Annotated in this window: 16 protein-coding genes; 3 read left to right on the forward strand and 13 right to left on the reverse strand. The window is 72.0% G+C overall.

What is annotated here, in order from left to right:
- Nucleotides 1–45: 45 nt before the first annotated feature.
- Nucleotides 46–2,571 (reverse strand): ATP-dependent Clp protease ATP-binding subunit, encoded by a 2,526-nt coding sequence (locus tag IE255_RS23190; RefSeq protein ID WP_190052305.1) that lies wholly within the window; start codon nucleotides 2,569–2,571, stop codon nucleotides 46–48.
- Between the two features lie 441 nt (nucleotides 2,572–3,012).
- On the opposite strand from IE255_RS23190, the gene IE255_RS23195 reads away from it, so the two are divergent.
- Complete coding sequence (locus tag IE255_RS23195; RefSeq protein WP_190052306.1) at nucleotides 3,013–3,930, forward strand: SCO3374 family protein; 918 nt, start codon at nucleotides 3,013–3,015, stop codon at nucleotides 3,928–3,930.
- Between the two features lie 9 nt (nucleotides 3,931–3,939).
- On the opposite strand, the gene IE255_RS23200 is transcribed toward IE255_RS23195, so the two are convergent.
- The 10 genes from IE255_RS23200 to IE255_RS23245 form a co-directional block, all read right to left on the reverse strand.
- Nucleotides 3,940–4,275, reverse strand: a complete 336-nt coding sequence (locus IE255_RS23200) for a histone-like nucleoid-structuring protein Lsr2 (protein ID WP_010048839.1) — start codon at nucleotides 4,273–4,275, stop codon at nucleotides 3,940–3,942.
- A gap of 245 nt (nucleotides 4,276–4,520) precedes the next feature.
- On the reverse strand, nucleotides 4,521–5,054 hold the full coding sequence (locus IE255_RS23205) for an amino-acid N-acetyltransferase (RefSeq protein ID WP_190052307.1): 534 nt from the start codon (nucleotides 5,052–5,054) through the stop codon (nucleotides 4,521–4,523).
- A gap of 9 nt (nucleotides 5,055–5,063) precedes the next feature.
- Nucleotides 5,064–5,630 carry a BlaI/MecI/CopY family transcriptional regulator gene (locus IE255_RS23210; protein WP_229906531.1) on the reverse strand — a complete coding sequence of 189 codons (567 nt, stop codon included), beginning with the start codon at nucleotides 5,628–5,630 and terminating at the stop codon, nucleotides 5,064–5,066.
- Between the two features lie 183 nt (nucleotides 5,631–5,813).
- Nucleotides 5,814–6,002 carry a hypothetical protein gene (locus tag IE255_RS23215; protein WP_190052309.1) on the reverse strand — a complete coding sequence of 63 codons (189 nt, stop codon included), beginning with the start codon at nucleotides 6,000–6,002 and terminating at the stop codon, nucleotides 5,814–5,816.
- Between the two features lie 18 nt (nucleotides 6,003–6,020).
- Complete coding sequence (locus IE255_RS23220) at nucleotides 6,021–6,671, reverse strand: hypothetical protein (RefSeq protein ID WP_190052601.1); 651 nt, start codon at nucleotides 6,669–6,671, stop codon at nucleotides 6,021–6,023.
- A gap of 434 nt (nucleotides 6,672–7,105) precedes the next feature.
- Nucleotides 7,106–7,903, reverse strand: coding sequence for a type III pantothenate kinase (locus tag IE255_RS23225; protein ID WP_031115868.1), 798 nt, complete (start codon nucleotides 7,901–7,903; stop codon nucleotides 7,106–7,108).
- Between the two features lie 17 nt (nucleotides 7,904–7,920).
- On the reverse strand, nucleotides 7,921–8,895 hold the full coding sequence (gene nadC, locus IE255_RS23230) for a carboxylating nicotinate-nucleotide diphosphorylase (RefSeq protein WP_190052310.1): 975 nt from the start codon (nucleotides 8,893–8,895) through the stop codon (nucleotides 7,921–7,923).
- A 5-nt stretch (nucleotides 8,896–8,900) separates the two neighbouring features.
- Nucleotides 8,901–10,610 carry an L-aspartate oxidase gene (locus tag IE255_RS23235; RefSeq protein WP_190052311.1) on the reverse strand — a complete coding sequence of 570 codons (1,710 nt, stop codon included), beginning with the start codon at nucleotides 10,608–10,610 and terminating at the stop codon, nucleotides 8,901–8,903.
- On the reverse strand, nucleotides 10,607–11,608 hold the full coding sequence (panC, locus tag IE255_RS23240) for a pantoate--beta-alanine ligase (RefSeq protein WP_190052312.1): 1,002 nt from the start codon (nucleotides 11,606–11,608) through the stop codon (nucleotides 10,607–10,609). The genes IE255_RS23235 and panC overlap by 4 nt, the downstream gene beginning before the upstream one ends.
- Entirely contained in the window at nucleotides 11,605–12,534 is a 930-nt protein-coding gene (locus IE255_RS23245; RefSeq protein WP_190052313.1) for a Rossmann-like and DUF2520 domain-containing protein, read from the reverse strand. The genes panC and IE255_RS23245 overlap by 4 nt, the downstream gene beginning before the upstream one ends.
- A gap of 178 nt (nucleotides 12,535–12,712) precedes the next feature.
- Here IE255_RS23245 and IE255_RS23250 point away from each other — a divergent pair, with 178 nt between their 5' ends.
- Nucleotides 12,713–13,894 carry a threonine aldolase family protein gene (locus tag IE255_RS23250; RefSeq protein WP_190052314.1) on the forward strand — a complete coding sequence of 394 codons (1,182 nt, stop codon included), beginning with the start codon at nucleotides 12,713–12,715 and terminating at the stop codon, nucleotides 13,892–13,894.
- On the opposite strand, the gene IE255_RS23255 is transcribed toward IE255_RS23250, so the two are convergent.
- Nucleotides 13,887–14,090: a hypothetical protein gene (locus tag IE255_RS23255; RefSeq protein WP_190052315.1), complete on the reverse strand. Its 204-nt coding sequence runs from the start codon at nucleotides 14,088–14,090 to the stop codon at nucleotides 13,887–13,889. The genes IE255_RS23250 and IE255_RS23255 overlap by 8 nt on opposite strands.
- 160 nt (nucleotides 14,091–14,250) lie before the next feature.
- On the opposite strand from IE255_RS23255, the gene IE255_RS23260 reads away from it, so the two are divergent.
- Nucleotides 14,251–15,357, forward strand: coding sequence for a DUF5937 family protein (locus tag IE255_RS23260; protein WP_190052316.1), 1,107 nt, complete (start codon nucleotides 14,251–14,253; stop codon nucleotides 15,355–15,357).
- 18 nt (nucleotides 15,358–15,375) lie between these two features.
- On the opposite strand, the gene IE255_RS23265 is transcribed toward IE255_RS23260, so the two are convergent.
- Nucleotides 15,376–16,044, reverse strand: coding sequence for a response regulator (locus tag IE255_RS23265; protein ID WP_190052317.1), 669 nt, complete (start codon nucleotides 16,042–16,044; stop codon nucleotides 15,376–15,378).
- Nucleotides 16,045–16,067 lie beyond the last annotated feature (23 nt).

Consider the following 16,067-nt stretch of genomic DNA (forward strand, 5'->3'; position numbering starts at 1 on the left):
CCGATGCCCCGGAAGGCACCGGCCCCTCTCACTCGGCCGTGACGCTTACGCGTCCTTGCTCAGGTTCGGACCCGTGCCGCCGGCCGCCTGCTCGATCGGCGGGACGTCCGGCAGGGCCGACTTCTCCTCGCCGCGGAAGGTGAAGGTCTTGGCCTCGCCTTCGCCCTCCGTGTCCACGACCACGATGTGGCCGGGGCGGAGCTCGCCGAAGAGGATCTTCTCCGACAGGGAGTCCTCGATCTCGCGCTGGATGGTGCGGCGCAGCGGCCGGGCACCCAGCACGGGGTCGTAGCCCTTCCTGGACAGCAGCTCCTTGGCGGACTGGGAGAGCTCGATGCCCATGTCCCGGTCCTTCAGGCGCTCGTCCACCTTGCCGATCATCAGGTCGACGATCTGGAGGATGTCGTCCTGGCTGAGCTGCGGGAAGACGACCACGTCGTCGACGCGGTTGAGGAACTCGGGCCGGAAATGCTGCTTGAGCTCGTCCGAGACCTTGTTCTTCATGCGCTCGTAGTTGGACTTGGTGTCGCCCTGGGCCGCGAAGCCCAGGTTGAAGCCCTTGGAGATGTCCCGGGTGCCGAGGTTGGTCGTCATGATGATGACCGTGTTCTTGAAGTCCACGACCCGGCCCTGGGAGTCGGTCAGGCGACCGTCCTCCAGGATCTGCAGCAGCGAGTTGAAGATGTCCGGGTGGGCCTTCTCGACCTCGTCGAAGAGGACGACCGAGAACGGCTTGCGGCGGACCTTCTCGGTCAGCTGGCCGCCCTCCTCGTAGCCCACGTAGCCGGGGGGCGAACCGAAGAGCCGCGACACCGTGTGCTTCTCGCTGAACTCCGACATGTCGAGGGAGATCAGCGCGTCCTCGTCGCCGAAGAGGAACTCGGCGAGCGCCTTGGACAGCTCGGTCTTACCGACGCCGGACGGGCCGGCGAAGATGAACGAGCCACCGGGACGCTTCGGGTCCTTCAGACCGGCACGCGTACGGCGGATCGCCTTCGACAGCGCCTTGACGGCGTCGTTCTGGCCGATGACCCGCTTGTGGAGCTCCTCCTCCATGCGCAGCAGGCGGGAGGACTCCTCCTCCGTGAGCTTGAAGACCGGGATGCCGGTGGCGGTCGCGAGGACCTCGGCGATCAGCTCGCCGTCGACCTCGGCGACGACGTCCATGTCGCCGGCCTTCCACTCCTTCTCCCGCTTGGCCTTGGCGGCGAGGAGCTGCTTCTCCTTGTCGCGCAGGGAGGCGGCCTTCTCGAAGTCCTGCGAGTCGATCGCGGACTCCTTGTCGCGGCGGACGCCGGCGATCTTCTCGTCGAACTCGCGCAGGTCCGGCGGCGCGGTCATCCGGCGGATGCGCATCCGGGAACCGGCCTCGTCGATCAGGTCGATCGCCTTGTCCGGCAGGAAGCGGTCCGAGATGTACCGGTCGGCCAGGGTGGCGGCCTGGACCAGCGCCTCGTCGGTGATGGAGACGCGGTGGTGCGCCTCGTACCGGTCGCGCAGACCCTTGAGGATCTCGATCGTGTGCGGCAGGGACGGCTCCGCGACCTGGATGGGCTGGAAGCGGCGCTCCAGGGCCGCGTCCTTCTCCAGGTGCTTGCGGTACTCGTCCAGCGTCGTCGCACCGATGGTCTGCAGCTCACCGCGGGCCAGCATCGGCTTGAGGATGCTCGCGGCGTCGATGGCGCCCTCGGCGGCACCCGCACCGACCAGCGTGTGGAGCTCGTCGATGAACAGGATGATGTCGCCGCGGGTGCGGATCTCCTTGAGCACCTTCTTCAGGCGCTCCTCGAAGTCACCGCGGTAGCGGGAGCCGGCGACCAGGGCGCCGAGGTCCAGGGTGTAGAGGTGCTTGTCCTTGAGGGTCTCGGGCACCTCGCCCTTGACGATGGCCTGGGCGAGGCCCTCGACGACGGCGGTCTTGCCGACGCCGGGCTCACCGATCAGCACCGGGTTGTTCTTCGTACGGCGGGACAGCACCTGCATGACCCGCTCGATCTCCTTCTCGCGCCCGATGACCGGGTCGAGCTTGGACTCACGAGCGGCCTGGGTGAGGTTCCGGCCGAACTGGTCGAGGACCAGGGACGTGGAGGGCGTGCCCTCGGCAGGACCGCCGGCGGTGGCGGTCTCCTTGCCCTGGTAACCGGAGAGCAGCTGGATCACCTGCTGCCGCACGCGGTTCAGATCTGCGCCCAGCTTGACCAGGACCTGGGCGGCGACGCCCTCGCCCTCGCGGATCAGGCCGAGCAGGATGTGCTCCGTGCCGATGTAGTTGTGGCCCAGCTGAAGGGCCTCGCGGAGCGACAGCTCCAGGACCTTCTTGGCACGGGGGGTGAAGGGGATGTGACCCGACGGGGCCTGCTGGCCCTGGCCGATGATCTCCTCCACCTGCTGGCGGACCGCCTCGAGCGAAATCCCGAGGCTCTCAAGGGCCTTGGCGGCGACACCTTCACCCTCGTGGATCAGGCCCAGGAGGATGTGCTCAGTGCCGATGTAGTTGTGGTTGAGCATCCGGGCTTCTTCCTGAGCCAGGACGACAACCCGCCGCGCGCGGTCGGTGAACCTCTCGAACATCGTTAATCGCTCCTCAGAGCGGTCAGGCAGTGGGGGGAACTTCCCCTCCCTGTCCTTCCGCAGCTTAGTCCCGCAAGCGGGGACCGCTCATTCCAACTGCCGACACCGTCCTTGGCCTCCTGACCCCGAACGCCGACATCTGCTCCAACCCGATGGTGCGAGACGATGTTCCCGCAGGCCAGGCAGATACCCCACTCGCCAGTACGCCGATGGCGAACGTGAGACGTCCTTTTCTGCGTGTCGCCCCCTCCCACTAGGGATGTCTTACCCGTACGGACCGGAAGTCCATGCCGAGCGCTCCCGTTCCCTCCGCTACGGGCGAACAACCTTGCGCTTCCGCGCACCCCCTACACGCCCCCATTTCGCCACTCTGTGCACTCATCTCACTACACAGCGTGCCGTCAGCGTAACCCGCACGTCCTTCCGGCGGTTGCACTTGGCATGTTCGTCGCCCCTCATCCCGTGATCGCCTCCGCGCCCCGGGCCGTCCCGCTTCCCCGCCGGCCGCTCGACCCGGTGGATCTCGACGCGAGCGGTCAGGTCCGGCGGTGGTACGAGGACGAACTGGGCTGGCCGACGGTGCCGGGCGATCCGCCGAGGCTGGCGGTGGGAGTGCGCTTCGACGTACTGGACGTGCCCGCCGAGGCGGGACACGCCGCGCTGCGGCGCCTGGGCCCCGGCTCTCCGGTGGCCGTGCGGGGCGACCGGATGCAGCTGCTGGTGGCCACCGGCAGCGCCGAGGAACTGCCCGGGCTGCTGGAGTGGCTGGAGTGGGGAACCCTGACGCTCGACCTGACCGCGATCGGGCCGGGCGGTCAGGTGGACGCGCCGTTGCCTCCGGGGATGGACGGACGGCGGCTTCCCGAGGGGGGCGCTCGGCCAGCCCTGGAGGTGGACGGGCGGGTGCTCCCTGACGAGGGTGCGCGGATGCCTGCCGAAGTGGACGCCCGGTCGCTTCCTGGCGGTGGTGGTCAGCTGCTGCCTGACGGAATCAGCACGCGGACGCACCCGGACGTCGGCGTACGGCAGCTCGTCGGAGTCGACGCGCCGTCGCCCTCCGGGGTGGACGCGCGGTCGGCGTCCGGAACGGATGCGCCGCTGTCCTGCGAGCCCGGCCCGTTCGCCGGTCGGCCGCTTCCCCTGGGCCGACTCGGTTCCCAGGGGGCCGCTGTGTGGCTGCGGCCCCCCGAGCCGGGATGCGAGGTCGAGACCTCGCTGCCGACGCTGTCGGCCTTGGGGAGCGGTGGGGGCGCCCCCGATCTCGTACGGCTGGTGGACACGGTGGCCACACAGTGCCACCGGATCCGGCTGCGGCGCGCGTGCGCCCAGCCTCCGGCCTTGCGTGCGCAGGGTCGGTAGTGCCGCTGATCAGCCGTTGGCCTTCTCGTACGCCTCGCGGATGGTCGCCGGAACACGGCCGCGGTCGTTGACCTCGTAGCCGTTCTCCTTCGCCCACGCGCGGATGGCCGCCGTGTCCTGGCTGCCGCTCGAAGCCGCGCGCGCCTTTCCGCGCCCGCCCGAAGCACGGCCTCCGGTACGACGACCGCCCTTCACGTAAGGCTCGAGAAGGCCACGGAGCTTGTCCGCATTGGCGGTGGTGAGATCGATCTCGTACGTCTTGCCGTCCAGCGCGAACGTCACGGTCTCGTCCGCCTCGCCACCGTCGAGGTCGTCGACAAGAAGGACCTGAACCTTCTGTGCCACCGGATTTCCTTTCATCGATATCTTCAGGGCCCGGGGTGTGCCGGCGTCCGCCGTATCGCCGTCCCCTGTTATATGCAGTACTGCAGTACCTCGGAAAGCAAACCGCTTTTGCCGGAAAAACACAAACCCTCGGCAGAGACCGGTAGCCCGCCGCCCGACCGGAAACGTGCGCGTTTCGGACATAGGGCACCGGGGCAGGGGTGGCGCCGTGGAATACGTCTTGACGAACCGGCCGGCCCTGGCGATCACAGATGCAGAAGCATCCGGCTGTTGCCCAAGGTGTTCGGTTTCACTCGTTCGAGACCGAGGAACTCCGCGACGCCCTCGTCATAGGAACGCAGCAGCTCCGCGTAGACATCCGTGTCGACGGGCGTCTCGCCGATCTCCACGAAGCCGTGCTTGCCGAAGAAGTCCACTTCGAAGGTCAGACAGAAAACCCGGCGAACGCCGAGCCAGCGGGCGGTGTCCAGCAACTTCTCCAGCAACTGGTGTCCGACGCCCGCGCCCTTCAGGCCGGGCTTCACCGCGAGAGTGCGGACTTCCGCGAGGTCTTCCCACATCACGTGCAGGGCTCCGCAGCCGACGACCTCGGCGTTGTCGTCGCGTTCCGCGACCCAGAACTCCTGGATGTCCTCGTAAAGCGTCACCGTCGCTTTGTCGAGCAGGATGCCCCCGCGGACGTAGGCGTCAAGGAGGCGGCGCACGGCCGGGACATCGCTGGTGCGGGCCCGCCGGACGGTGATGGCTTTTGCGGTGGCTTCGGGGCTCTTCGCGGACATGAGCGGACGCTATCGCCCGCCGGGGTCCTGTGCGGAGGCGGGGTTCTCCGGGGGGCCCTCCGGGGGGCCTTCCGGGGGTTCGGGGCGTTCCGGGCGTTCCCGGGGTTCCGGCCGTTCCGGCGGTTCTGTGGGTTCCGCGCGTTCGGCGCGTTCTGGGGGTTCGGCGGGTTCCGCGCGTTCTGCAGGTTCGGCGGGTTCCGCGCGTTCCGTGCGCGGAGCGGATTCCGACGGTTCGGTCGGTTCTTGGGTTTCCGGGCCCTGGACGATGCGTACGGCATCGCGGAGAGCGTGGCGCTGTTCCTCGCTCATCATGCCGAAGAAGGCGACGAGAGCGGCGGCGGGGTTGTCGCTCTGCGACCAGGCCTCGTTCATCAGGGCGGCGGCGTAGGCGGCGCGTGTGGAGACCGCCTCATATCGATAGGCGCGGCCTTCCGCCTCGCGGCGCACCCAACCCTTCTGATGGAGATTGTCCAAAACGGTCATCACCGTGGTGTAGGCGATGGACCGCTCCTTCTGAAGATCTTCCAGGACTTCTCGAACGGTCACGGGGCGGTTCCACTTCCAGACCCGCGACATGACCGCGTCTTCGAGTTCTCCCAATGGGCGAGGCACAGCTCAGAACAATAGTGGGAGATCTGGGTAATGGCGTGGCGGACGTGCGCTTCACCGGCGAACGGGAACAAAAAGGGCGTACGACTCGAAAGTGCGGGCTGCGCGGTGGCGGCCTCGCGGAGTCGTACGCCGGCGGCGGGGGTGGGGTCAGGCGTCTGCCCTGGGGCTGGTCGCGGAGGACTGCTGGGCGCCCTCCGCGCGCGCGAGGGCGGCGTCGACGGCCGCGTCCTCCTTGGCCTTGTTGGCGCCGCCCTGTGTCTTCACGATCACCCGGATCACGCCGATGAAGAAGACGGCCATGACGACCGGGGGCAGGAGCGCGGAGACGTAGTCCATGGATCCAGAGTAGCCACGTCAGCCCGCGGCGAGCTGCTGGGGGTTGGCCGGGGGTGGCGGGGTGGGCTTGCGGCGCGGGAAGACCTCGCCCGGGGTGGGGATCGGGCGGGTGGGCTTCGGGGTGCCCGGGGCGGGGGTGGGCTTGGGGGCGGGCGCGGGCTTCGGGGCGGCCGGCTTTCGCACGGGCTTCTTCTCGGGCTGCTTCTCGGGGGTGTCCTTGACGGAGGTCCCGGTGAGGCCGGAGAGGCCGCCGGAGCGGCCCCCGGGGAGGGCGTGGAGGCGGGTGCGGCAGGCGGGGACGGTGGGGGTGTCGCGGGTCGTGGCGATGATGGAGGCGACCGTGCAGCGGTCCAGGAGGGCGGCGGCGGTGGGGTTGCCGCGCAGGGCGCTGAGGGCGGCGAGGTCGTCCGGGTGCGGGCGGTATCCGGCGCCCAGCGCCTCGTCCAGGAGTGCGAGGTAGCCGGCGGCGGTGCCGGGGAGGGCGGCGCGGTACCGGCCGAGGTCGGCCACGAGGAAGGCACGCAGCCTGGCCCCCTCCCGCATCGCCTCGTCGAGCGACTCTGCGAGGCGGAGGCAGTCCTGGACGTCGTCGGACGAGGCGGAGGTGGGGTGGAGGGCGAGGGCGAGAGCGCGGCGGAGCACACGCAGCTCCTCCACGCCGAACGCCATGCCGCCGCGGGATCCGTATGGCGTGGGCATGCGGCGACGATACGCGCTAATCAGACAAATTCCGCATAACGGGCGGGTGTGGCGTGGGGGACCACTCGGGTGGTGGTGGGGTGCGGTGCCTGCGGCGGCCTGCGCAGGTGGGGTGGGGGTGCGCGTCTTCGCCTGACGCCGGGTGGTGGGTCGGGGCCGCGCCGGGGGGTGTTCGTCCTCGGAACGGCGCGATGGGGTGTCACACCGACTCACTGGCGTTGACGCGCCAACCGCTGCGGGCGGACACCCCCCGACACGGCCCCTTGCGCCGTCCGGCGGCTGCGGGCGCGTCGTGGCTCACCCAGCTGCGGGCAGTCGTGCCGCTGGGGCGGCACCCGTCCCACAGAAGCGGCACCCCGCTGCGTCGGGCTGCGCGACGCCCCGGCCTCAGCGAACAACGCCGCTCACATACGCGACACGTTCCGCTCGTACACCAGTCGCAGGCCGATCAGCGTCAGCCATGGCTCATGTTCGTCGATGACCGACGACTCGCCGAGGACCATCGGCGCGAGCCCGCCCGTCGCGATGACGGTGACGTCGTCGGGGTCCTCGGCCAGCTCGCGGGCCACGCGGTTGACGACCCCGTCGACCTGGCCGGCGAAACCGTAGATGATGCCCGACTGCATCGCCTCGACCGTGTTCTTGCCGATGACGCTGCGCGGCCTGGCCACCTCGATCTTGCGGAGCTGGGCGCCGCGGACGCCGAGGGCCTCGACGGAGATCTCGATGCCGGGGGCGATGACGCCGCCGACGTACTCGCCGCGCGCGCTGACCGCGTCGAACGTCGTCGCCGTGCCGAAGTCGACGACGATGGCCGGGCCGCCGTAGAGCTCGACCGCCGCGACCGCGTTGATGATGCGGTCCGCGCCGACCTCCTTGGGGTTGTCCATGAGGATCGGGACGCCCGTCTTGACGCCCGGTTCGACGAGGACCGCCGGGACGTCGCCGTAGTAGCGGCGCGTCACCTCGCGGAGTTCGTGCAGGACCGAGGGGACGGTGGCGCAGATGGCGATGCCGTCGATGCCGTCGCCCAGTTCGTCGCCGAGGAGCGGGTGCATGCCCATCAGGCCCTGGAGGAGGACCGCCAGCTCGTCGGCGGTGCGGCGCGCGTCCGTGGAGATGCGCCAGTGTTCGACGATGTCCTCGCCGTCGAACAGGCCCAGGACGGTGTGGGTGTTTCCTACGTCGATCGTCAGCAGCATGGCCCGTACCCGCTCCCCTACTCGGCCGGCCGCAGGTCCAGGCCGATGTCCAGGATCGGCGAGGAATGGGTGAGGGCTCCGACGGCCAGGTAGTCGACGCCGGTGTCGGCGTAGGCCTTGGCGTTGTCGAGGGTGAGGCGGCCCGAGGCCTCCAGGGCGGCGCGGCCCTGGACGATGGCGACTGCCTCCGCGCACTCGGCCGGCGTGAAGTTGTCCAGGAGGATCAGGTCGGCGCCGGCGTCCAGGACCTCGCGGAGCTGGTGCAGGGTGTCGACCTCGACCTCGATGGGCACGTCCGGGAAGCGTTCGCGGACCGCCTTGAAGGCCTGGGCGACACCGCCCGCGGCGACCACGTGGTTGTCCTTGACGAGGGCCGCGTCCGAGAGGGACATGCGGTGGTTGACGCCGCCACCGCAGCGGACCGCGTACTTTTCGAGGCTGCGCAGGCCGGGCGTGGTCTTGCGGGTGTCCCGGACCCTGGCCTTCGTGCCCTCCAGGACGTCCGCCCACGCGCGCGTGGCCGTCGCGATGCCCGACAGGCGGCACAGGATGTTCAGCGCGCTGCGCTCGGCCGTGAGGAGGTCGCGGGTGCGGGTGGTGACCGAGAGGAGCTTCTGGCCCGCCTCGACGCGGTCGCCGTCCTCGGTGTGGCGCTCGATCGCCAGTTCCTCCTCGCAGACGACCGAGAGGACCGCCTCGGCGATGCGGAGGCCGGCCACGACGCCCGCCTCGCGCGCGGTGAAGTCGGCGGTGGCCACCGCGTCCTCGGGGATCGTGGCGACGGTCGTGACGTCCACGCCGTGGGCCAGGTCCTCCTGGACGGCCACGTTGGCGATGTCCTCGACCTCCACGGGGTCGAGGCCGGCGTCGGCCAGGAGCTGGGCGAGTGCGGGGTCCAGGCCGCACTCCAGGTACGCCTCGTCGTCCGCGCCACAGGCGCAGCCGTCGCCGCAGCCTCCGGACGAGGCGAGGGGAAGGTCGGGGGTGCTCACGTCGGTCACTGCTCCTGGGGGGCCTGGGGCGGGAAAGTCGTAGGGAAGTGTGTGGTGTCGGTGGTGTGCACGGCCAGCGTCCGGTCGGGGTTCAGGCGTACGACGATGTGGCGGCGCCAGGCCGTGTCGTCGCGCTCGGGGCGGTCCTCGCGCCAGTGGCAGCCCCGGGTCTCCTCCCGCAGCAGGGCGGCGGCGACCAGGACGCGGGCCACGCACAGGAGGTTGGTGGCCTCCCAGGTGTCGACGCCGGGCTCTGCGGTCTTGCCGTTCTCGGCGAGGGCGTCGCGGGCGTCGGTGTGGAGCCGCTGGAGCTGGTCGGCGGCCTGGGCGAGGGACTTTGCCGAGCGCAGGACTCCGGCCCCGTTCGTCATGATCCGCTGGATCGCGAAGCGGCCCTCCGGGGTCTGCAGGGGGTGCTCGGGGGTCTCCGGGTGCGGGAGCGGCTGCGGCACGCGCGCGTGGAGGCCGTTCGCCGCGATGTCGGCCGCGATGCGCTCGGCGTAGACCAGGCCTTCGAGGAGGGAGTTGGAGGCCAGGCGGTTGGCGCCGTGGACGCCGGTGCAGGCGACCTCGCCGCACGCGTACAGGCCGGGCACGGTCGTACGGCCGTGGGAGTCGGTGCGGACGCCGCCGGAGGCGTAGTGGGCGGCCGGGGCGACCGGGACGGGCTCGGTGACCGGGTCGATGCCGTGGGCGCGGCAGGCGGCCAGGATCGTCGGGAAGCGGTGCTCCCACATCTCGGCGCCGAAGTGGCGGGCGTCGAGGTACACGTGCTCGGCGTCCTGCTCCTGCATGCGGCGCATGATGCCCTTGGCGACGATGTCCCGGGGGGCGAGTTCCGCCAGTTCGTGCTGCCCCTGCATGAAGCGCACGCCGTCGGCGTCCACGAGGTGGGCGCCCTCGCCGCGTACGGCCTCGGAGACCAGGGGCTGCTGGCCCTCGGCGTCCGGGCCCAGGAAGAGGACGGTGGGGTGGAACTGGACGAACTCCAGGTCGCTGACCTCGGCGCCCGCGCGGAGCGCCAGGGCCACGCCGTCGCCGGTCGAGACCGACGGGTTGGTGGTCGCGGAGAAGACCTGGCCCATGCCGCCGGTCGCCAGGACCACCGCCGGGGCGTGGACCGCTCCGACGCCGTCGTGCTGGCCCTCGCCCATGACGTGCAGGGTGACGCCGGCGGTGCGGCCCTCGGCGTCCGTGAGGAGGTCCAGGACGAGCGCGTTCTCGATGGTGCGCATCCCACGCGCGCGTACCGCCTCGACCAGGGCGCGGGAGATCTCGGCGCCCGTGGCGTCACCGCCGGCGTGGGCGATGCGGCGGCGGTGGTGGCCGCCCTCGCGGGTGAGTTCCAGGCCGCCCTCGGAGGACTCGTCGAACTGGGCGCCGGTCTCGATGAGGCGGCGTACGGCGTCGGGGCCCTCGGTGACGAGGAGGCGGACCGCTTCCTCGTCGCACAGGCCCGCGCCCGCGACCAGGGTGTCGTCCAGGTGCTGTTCGGGGGTGTCGCCCTCGCCGAGGGCCGCGGCGATGCCGCCCTGGGCCCAGCGGGTGGAGCCGTCGTCGAGGCGGGCCTTGGTGACCACCACGGTGTGCAGGCCCGCGGCCTGGCAGCGCAGGGCCGCGGTGAGGCCGGCGACGCCGGAGCCGACGACGACCACGTCCGCGGCGATGGACCACCCGGGAGCGGGCGCGTGCAGTCGTATGCCTGTGGTGGTCACGAGGCGGCTCCGAGGGTTCCGAAGGTGAGGGGCATGTTGTCGATCAGCCGGGTCGTCCCGACCCGGGCGGCGACGGCCAGGACCGCCTCGCCGGTGAAGTCGTCGCCGATCTCGGTGAAGTCGGACGGGTCGACCAGCGCGAGGTAGTCCAGCTTGAGCGGCGGTTGGAGGCGGGCGGCCTCGTCGAGGACCTGGCGGGCCGCCGCGCGGACGGCCGCGGGGCCGCCCGGGACGGCCGTCGCGACGGCGTGCGCGTCGGCTGCCGCGCGGGACTCCCCTATGGCGCTGAGCGCCTCGGCACGCGCGCGTGTGGCGGGCACTTCGCGGGCCCGGGCCCGCAGCGCCTCCTGGGCGGCGTGCCGGTCCTGGCCCGCGAACAGGGCCCGGGACAGCGCGAGGGCGGTGCGCCGCTCCGCCGGCGAGAGGTAGCGGTTGCGGCTGGACAGGGCCAGGCCGTCCTCCTCGCGGACGGTGGGGACGCCGACGATCTCCACGCCGAAGTTCAGGTCCCGCACCATGCGGCGGATCAGGGCCAGCTGCTGGGCGTCCTTCTGGCCGTACAGGGCGACGTCGGGGCGGGTGAGGTGCAGCAGCTTGGCGACGACCGTGAGCATGCCGTCGAAGTGGCCGGGGCGGGAGGCGCCCTCCAGGCGCTCGCCCATGGGGCCCGCGGTGATGCGGACCTGGGGCTCGCCGCCGGGGTACACCTCGTCGACCGACGGGGCGAACACGACGTCCGCGCCGGACTGTTCGGCGAGCTTGACGTCGGCGTCCAGGGTGCGCGGGTAGCGGTCGAGGTCCTCGCCCGCGCCGAACTGGAGCGGGTTGACGAAGACCGTGACGACGACCTCGCCGTCCGGCCCGGCGAGGGCACGCGCGGTGCGGATCAGCGTGGCGTGGCCCTCGTGGAGGGCGCCCATGGTCATCACCACGGCGCGGCGGCCCGTACGCGCGCGTGCGTGCAGTTCGCCGGCGGTGCGCAGCAGGGTGGTGGTCATCGGGCGTCCCCTTCGGTGCCGTCGGTCCCGTGGGCGAGTACCCCGAGGAGGTCCTCGGCGAGCTCCGGCTTCAGCAGGCCGTGGGCCAGGGCCCGGTCGGCGGTGGCGCGGGCCATGGCCAGGTAGCCGGCGACGGTCTGCGGGGCGTGCCGGCGCAGTTCGGTGACGTGCGCGGCGACCGTGCCCGCGTCGCCGCGCGCGACCGGGCCGGTGAGGGCCGCGTCGCCGGAGCGCAGGGCGTTGTCCAGGGCGGCGCCGAGCAGCGGCCCGAGCATCCGGTCGGGGGCCGCGACCCCGGCCGCGCTCAGCAGCTCCATGGACTGGGCGACCAGGGTGACCAGGTGGTTGGCGCCCAGGGCGAGGGCCGCGTGGTAGAGCGGCCGGTTCTCCTCGGCGATCCACTCCGGCTCGCCGCCCATCTCGATGACGAGGGCCTCGGCGGCGAGGCGGAGCTCCTCGGGCGCGGTGACGCCGAAGGAGCAGCCGGCCAGCCGCTGGACGTCCACGGGCGTGCCGGTGAAGGTCATCGCGGGGTGCAGGGCCAACGGCAGGGCGCCCGCGCGCAGGGCGGGGTCGAGGACCCGCGCGCCGTACCGCCCGGAGGTGTGGACGAGCAGCTGGCCCGGCCGGACGGACCCGGTGTCGGCGAGGCCCGCGACCAGGTCGGGCAGGGCGTCGTCCGGAACCGTCAGCAGGACCAGGTCGGCCCGCTGGAGGACCTCGGCGGGCGGCATCACCGGCACGTCGGGCAGCAGCTGCGCGGCGCGCCGCCGGGAGTCCTCGGAGACCGCGGAGACGGCGACCGGGCGGTGCCCGGCGAGCTGGAGGGACGCGGCCAGTGCGGGTCCCACGCGGCCGGCGCCGACGACGCCGACGGTGAGCCGCGCGGGGCGGTCCCTGGGGTCTGGCTGTGGGGTTGTGTTCACTCGACGGCGGCCTTCCCGTTCCAGTCCGCTCCGGGTACCGGACGATTTCTCGTCATGTTAACGCGATCGGTTCGAGGGGCGTTCGGTTGTCCACAGGGTGTGCATGCCCGAGCGTGCTCCCGGACGGCGTTCGAAATGCGGATGACCGGCCGCACGCGCGCGGGAGAGGATCCGGACCATGACCGACACGGCGGAACGCGACGAGCAGGCGGCGGGCGAGGACCGGGGCGCACGGATCCGTGAACGGCGGCTGGCCGCCCATCGCGGCGCACGGCGCGTGTTCGCGCGGTTCGGCTTCCACCGGACCCTGCGGGAGCGGCTGGCGCTGCTGGACGGGGCGGGGGACGCGTACGACCTGGACGAACTGTCGGACGTGTACGGCGACGGCGTCGTCGAGGCGCTGGAGAGGAAGGTCGCGGGACTCCTCGGCACCGAGGCCGCCGCGTTCTTCCCGACGGGCACGATGGCCCAGCAGGTGGCCCTGCGCTGCTGGGCGGGCCGCACCGGCGACCCGACCGTGGCCCTGCACGCGCTCAGCCATCCCGAGGTGCACGAGCGGAACGCGTTCAGCGAGGTCGCCGGCCTGCGCCCGGTGCGCGTGACGGGCGAGCCGCGGCTGCCGACCGCCGCCGAGGTGCGCGACTTCGAGGAGCCCTTCGGGGCGCTGATGCTGGAACTGCCCCTCAGGGACGCCGGTTTCGTGCTGCCGTCCTGGGAGGAGCTCACCGAGGTCGTCGAGGCCGCGCGGCTGCGGGACGCGGTGGTGCACTTCGACGGGGCCCGGCTGTGGGAGTCCACCGTCCACCTCGGCCGGTCCCTGGAGGAGATCGCGGGCCTGGCTGACAGCGTCTACGTGTCGTTCTACAAGTCCCTGGAAGCGTTCGGCGGCGCGGCCCTCGCCGGCCCCAGGGAGCTCGTCGAGGAGGCGAAGGCCTGGCGGCACCGGTACGGCGGCCAGGTCTTCCAGCAGTTCCCGACGGCCTTGTCCGCGCTGGTCGGACTGGAGCGGGAACTGCCCCGGCTGCCGGAGTACGTCGCCCACGCGCGCGTAGTGGCCGCCGCCCTGCGCGAGGGGTTCGCCGCCACCGGGCTGCCGTGGGCGCGCGTGCGCCCGGAGGTGCCGCACACCCACGACTTCCAGGTGTGGCTGCCGTACGAGGCGGACGTCCTGGCCGAGGCGGCGGTCCGCGCGGCCGAGGAGACGGGGGTCGTGCTGTTCGGCTCCGGCTGGGACCGGGGCGGCCCGGGCCTGGCGTTCACGGACGTGCATGTGCGGTCCGATGGGCTGGAGTGGACCGCCGAGGACGTCAAGACGGCGGTGGCCGAGTTCGTGGCCCGGCTGCCGGAGCAGGTCAGGTAGGGCGCCGCCGCCACCGGCTCAGGGCGTCCCGGAACCGGTGGCGGGCCGGGCGGCCCGCCAGGACCGCCCGGAAGTGCCGTTCGTCGCGCCACTCCCGTACGACCTGCCAGTCGTGCCTGCCCGGCGCGGGCGGGGCGGGCTCGCCGAGGGACCGGGCGCGGTAGGTGTCGAGGAGGTACTGCTGCGTGCTGCTCATGGTGGATCGCCTCTGCGGGACGGGGTGATGGAGGTCCGGAAGGCTCCGCGGCTGCCCCGGTGAACCCACCGTGCGCCCGCGGCGAGGGCGGTGTCGCGTCGATTGACGGCGCCCGTCAATCGACGGGGGCGTTGTCAGTGGCGGGGTGCACCATGAGGGCATGAGCGTGCACATCGACATCGACGGGCTGCGGCCGGACAGGGTCGCCGTCGTGCCCTCGCCCCTGGCCGAGCTGGGCATGGCGCTGCACGCGCTGTCCGAGCCGGGGCACCACCCGGGCCTCCAGGGCTGGGTGACGGGCGTGACCGCCCGGCTCGACCCCCATCTGGCCGACCGGATGTGCGAGGCCGACTTCCTGTGGCGGACGACGTTCTCGGACCTGTTCATGCCGTTCGCCGGCATCCCCGGCCGCAGCACCCTGCCGTGCGCCACGCTCGCCGAGGAACTGGACCTGCTGGACAAGCTGACGGACGAGCAGTTCGTGGACGCCGCCCTGGAGTTCACGTGCGCGCTGCCCTACTGCTCGCACGGCCCGGACGCGCTGTCCGACGCGGAGGTGCGCCGCCGCGCCCTGGAGCTGGCCGCCGCGCGCGGGCCGCAGCAGCTGCGGTTCAGCGAGCGGCTGCTGGCCGACCCGCCCAGGATCCGCGCCTGGCTGCGCCGGTTCCTCCAGGACTGCGACGAGGCGTTCTTCGCGGAGGCCTGGTCCCGGCTGCGCCACCAGCTCGCGGCGGACGCCCGCCACAAGACGGACCTGCTCAGGCGCAAGGGCCTGGCCGAGGCCCTGGCCGCGGCGTCCCCGGCGGTGACGCTCGACGAGGCCGCCGCCCGCATCACGGTCGACAAGCTGGGCGAGGGCCGTACGGCCACGGGCGACGGCGGCCTGCTGCTCGTCCCGACGAGCCTGGGCTGGCCGCACCTGATGGTCCTGCACCGGTACGGCTGGCAGCCGGTGCTGCACTACCCGGTCGGCTCCCCCGAGCTCGCCGCCCCGCCCACGCTGGAGCAGCTGGCGCTGCGGATGACCGCGCTGTCGCACCCGGTCCGCATGCGCATGTGCCGCCATCTCGCGCGCAGCGCGTACACCACCGGCGAGCTGGCGCAGGTGCACGGCATGACGGCCCCGGAGATATCCCGGCATCTGGGCGTGCTGAAGAAGGCGGGCCTGATCACGACCCGCCGCCGCGGGCGCTACGTCCTGCACCAGCTGGACGTGACGGTGGTGGCCCGGCTCGGCAGCGAGTTCCTGGAGGGGATCCTCAGATAGCGGGCCCGCGCGGGCGGCTCAGTCGTGCCCGCCGGCCCGCACCAGCCCCGTCTCGTAGGCCAGCACCACGACCTGCACGCGGTCCCTGAGGCCCAGCTTGGTCAGAATGCGGCCCACGTGCGTCTTCACGGTCGCCTCCGACAGCACGAGCCGGGCCGCGATCTCGCCGTTGGACAGGCCCTGCGCGACCAGCACCATGACCTCCCGCTCGCGGTGGGTGAGCCGCTCCAGCTCCTTGTGCTCGGGTTTCTTGGTGCCCGGCAGCATCGGCGCGAAGCGGTCCAGGAGCCGCCGGGTGGTGGAGGGCGCGACGACCGCGTCGCCGCTGTGCACGGCCCGGATCGCGGCGAGGAGCTCACCGGGGGGCACGTCCTTGAGCATGAAGCCGGAGGCGCCCGCCTTCAGCCCGGAGAAGGCGTACTCGTCGAGGTCGAAGGTGGTCAGGATGAGCACCTTCGGCGGGTCGGTGTCCGCGCAGATCCGGCGGGTCGTCTCCACACCGTCGAGCTTCGGCATGCGGACGTCCATCAGCACCACGTCCACCTCGGTCGTCCGCAGCACCTGGAGGGCCTCGACACCGTCGCCCGCCTCCGCCACGACCTCCATGTCCGGCTGGGCGGCGAGCACCATCCGGAACCCGGTGCGCAGCAGCACCTGATCGTCGACGAGCATCACGCGGATCGTCATCTGGCCTCTTCCAATATCGGGTC

Origin of the sequence: Streptomyces lomondensis, from assembly GCF_014651035.1 — a bacterium.
Classification (GTDB): Bacteria; Actinomycetota; Actinomycetes; order Streptomycetales; family Streptomycetaceae; genus Streptomyces; species Streptomyces lomondensis.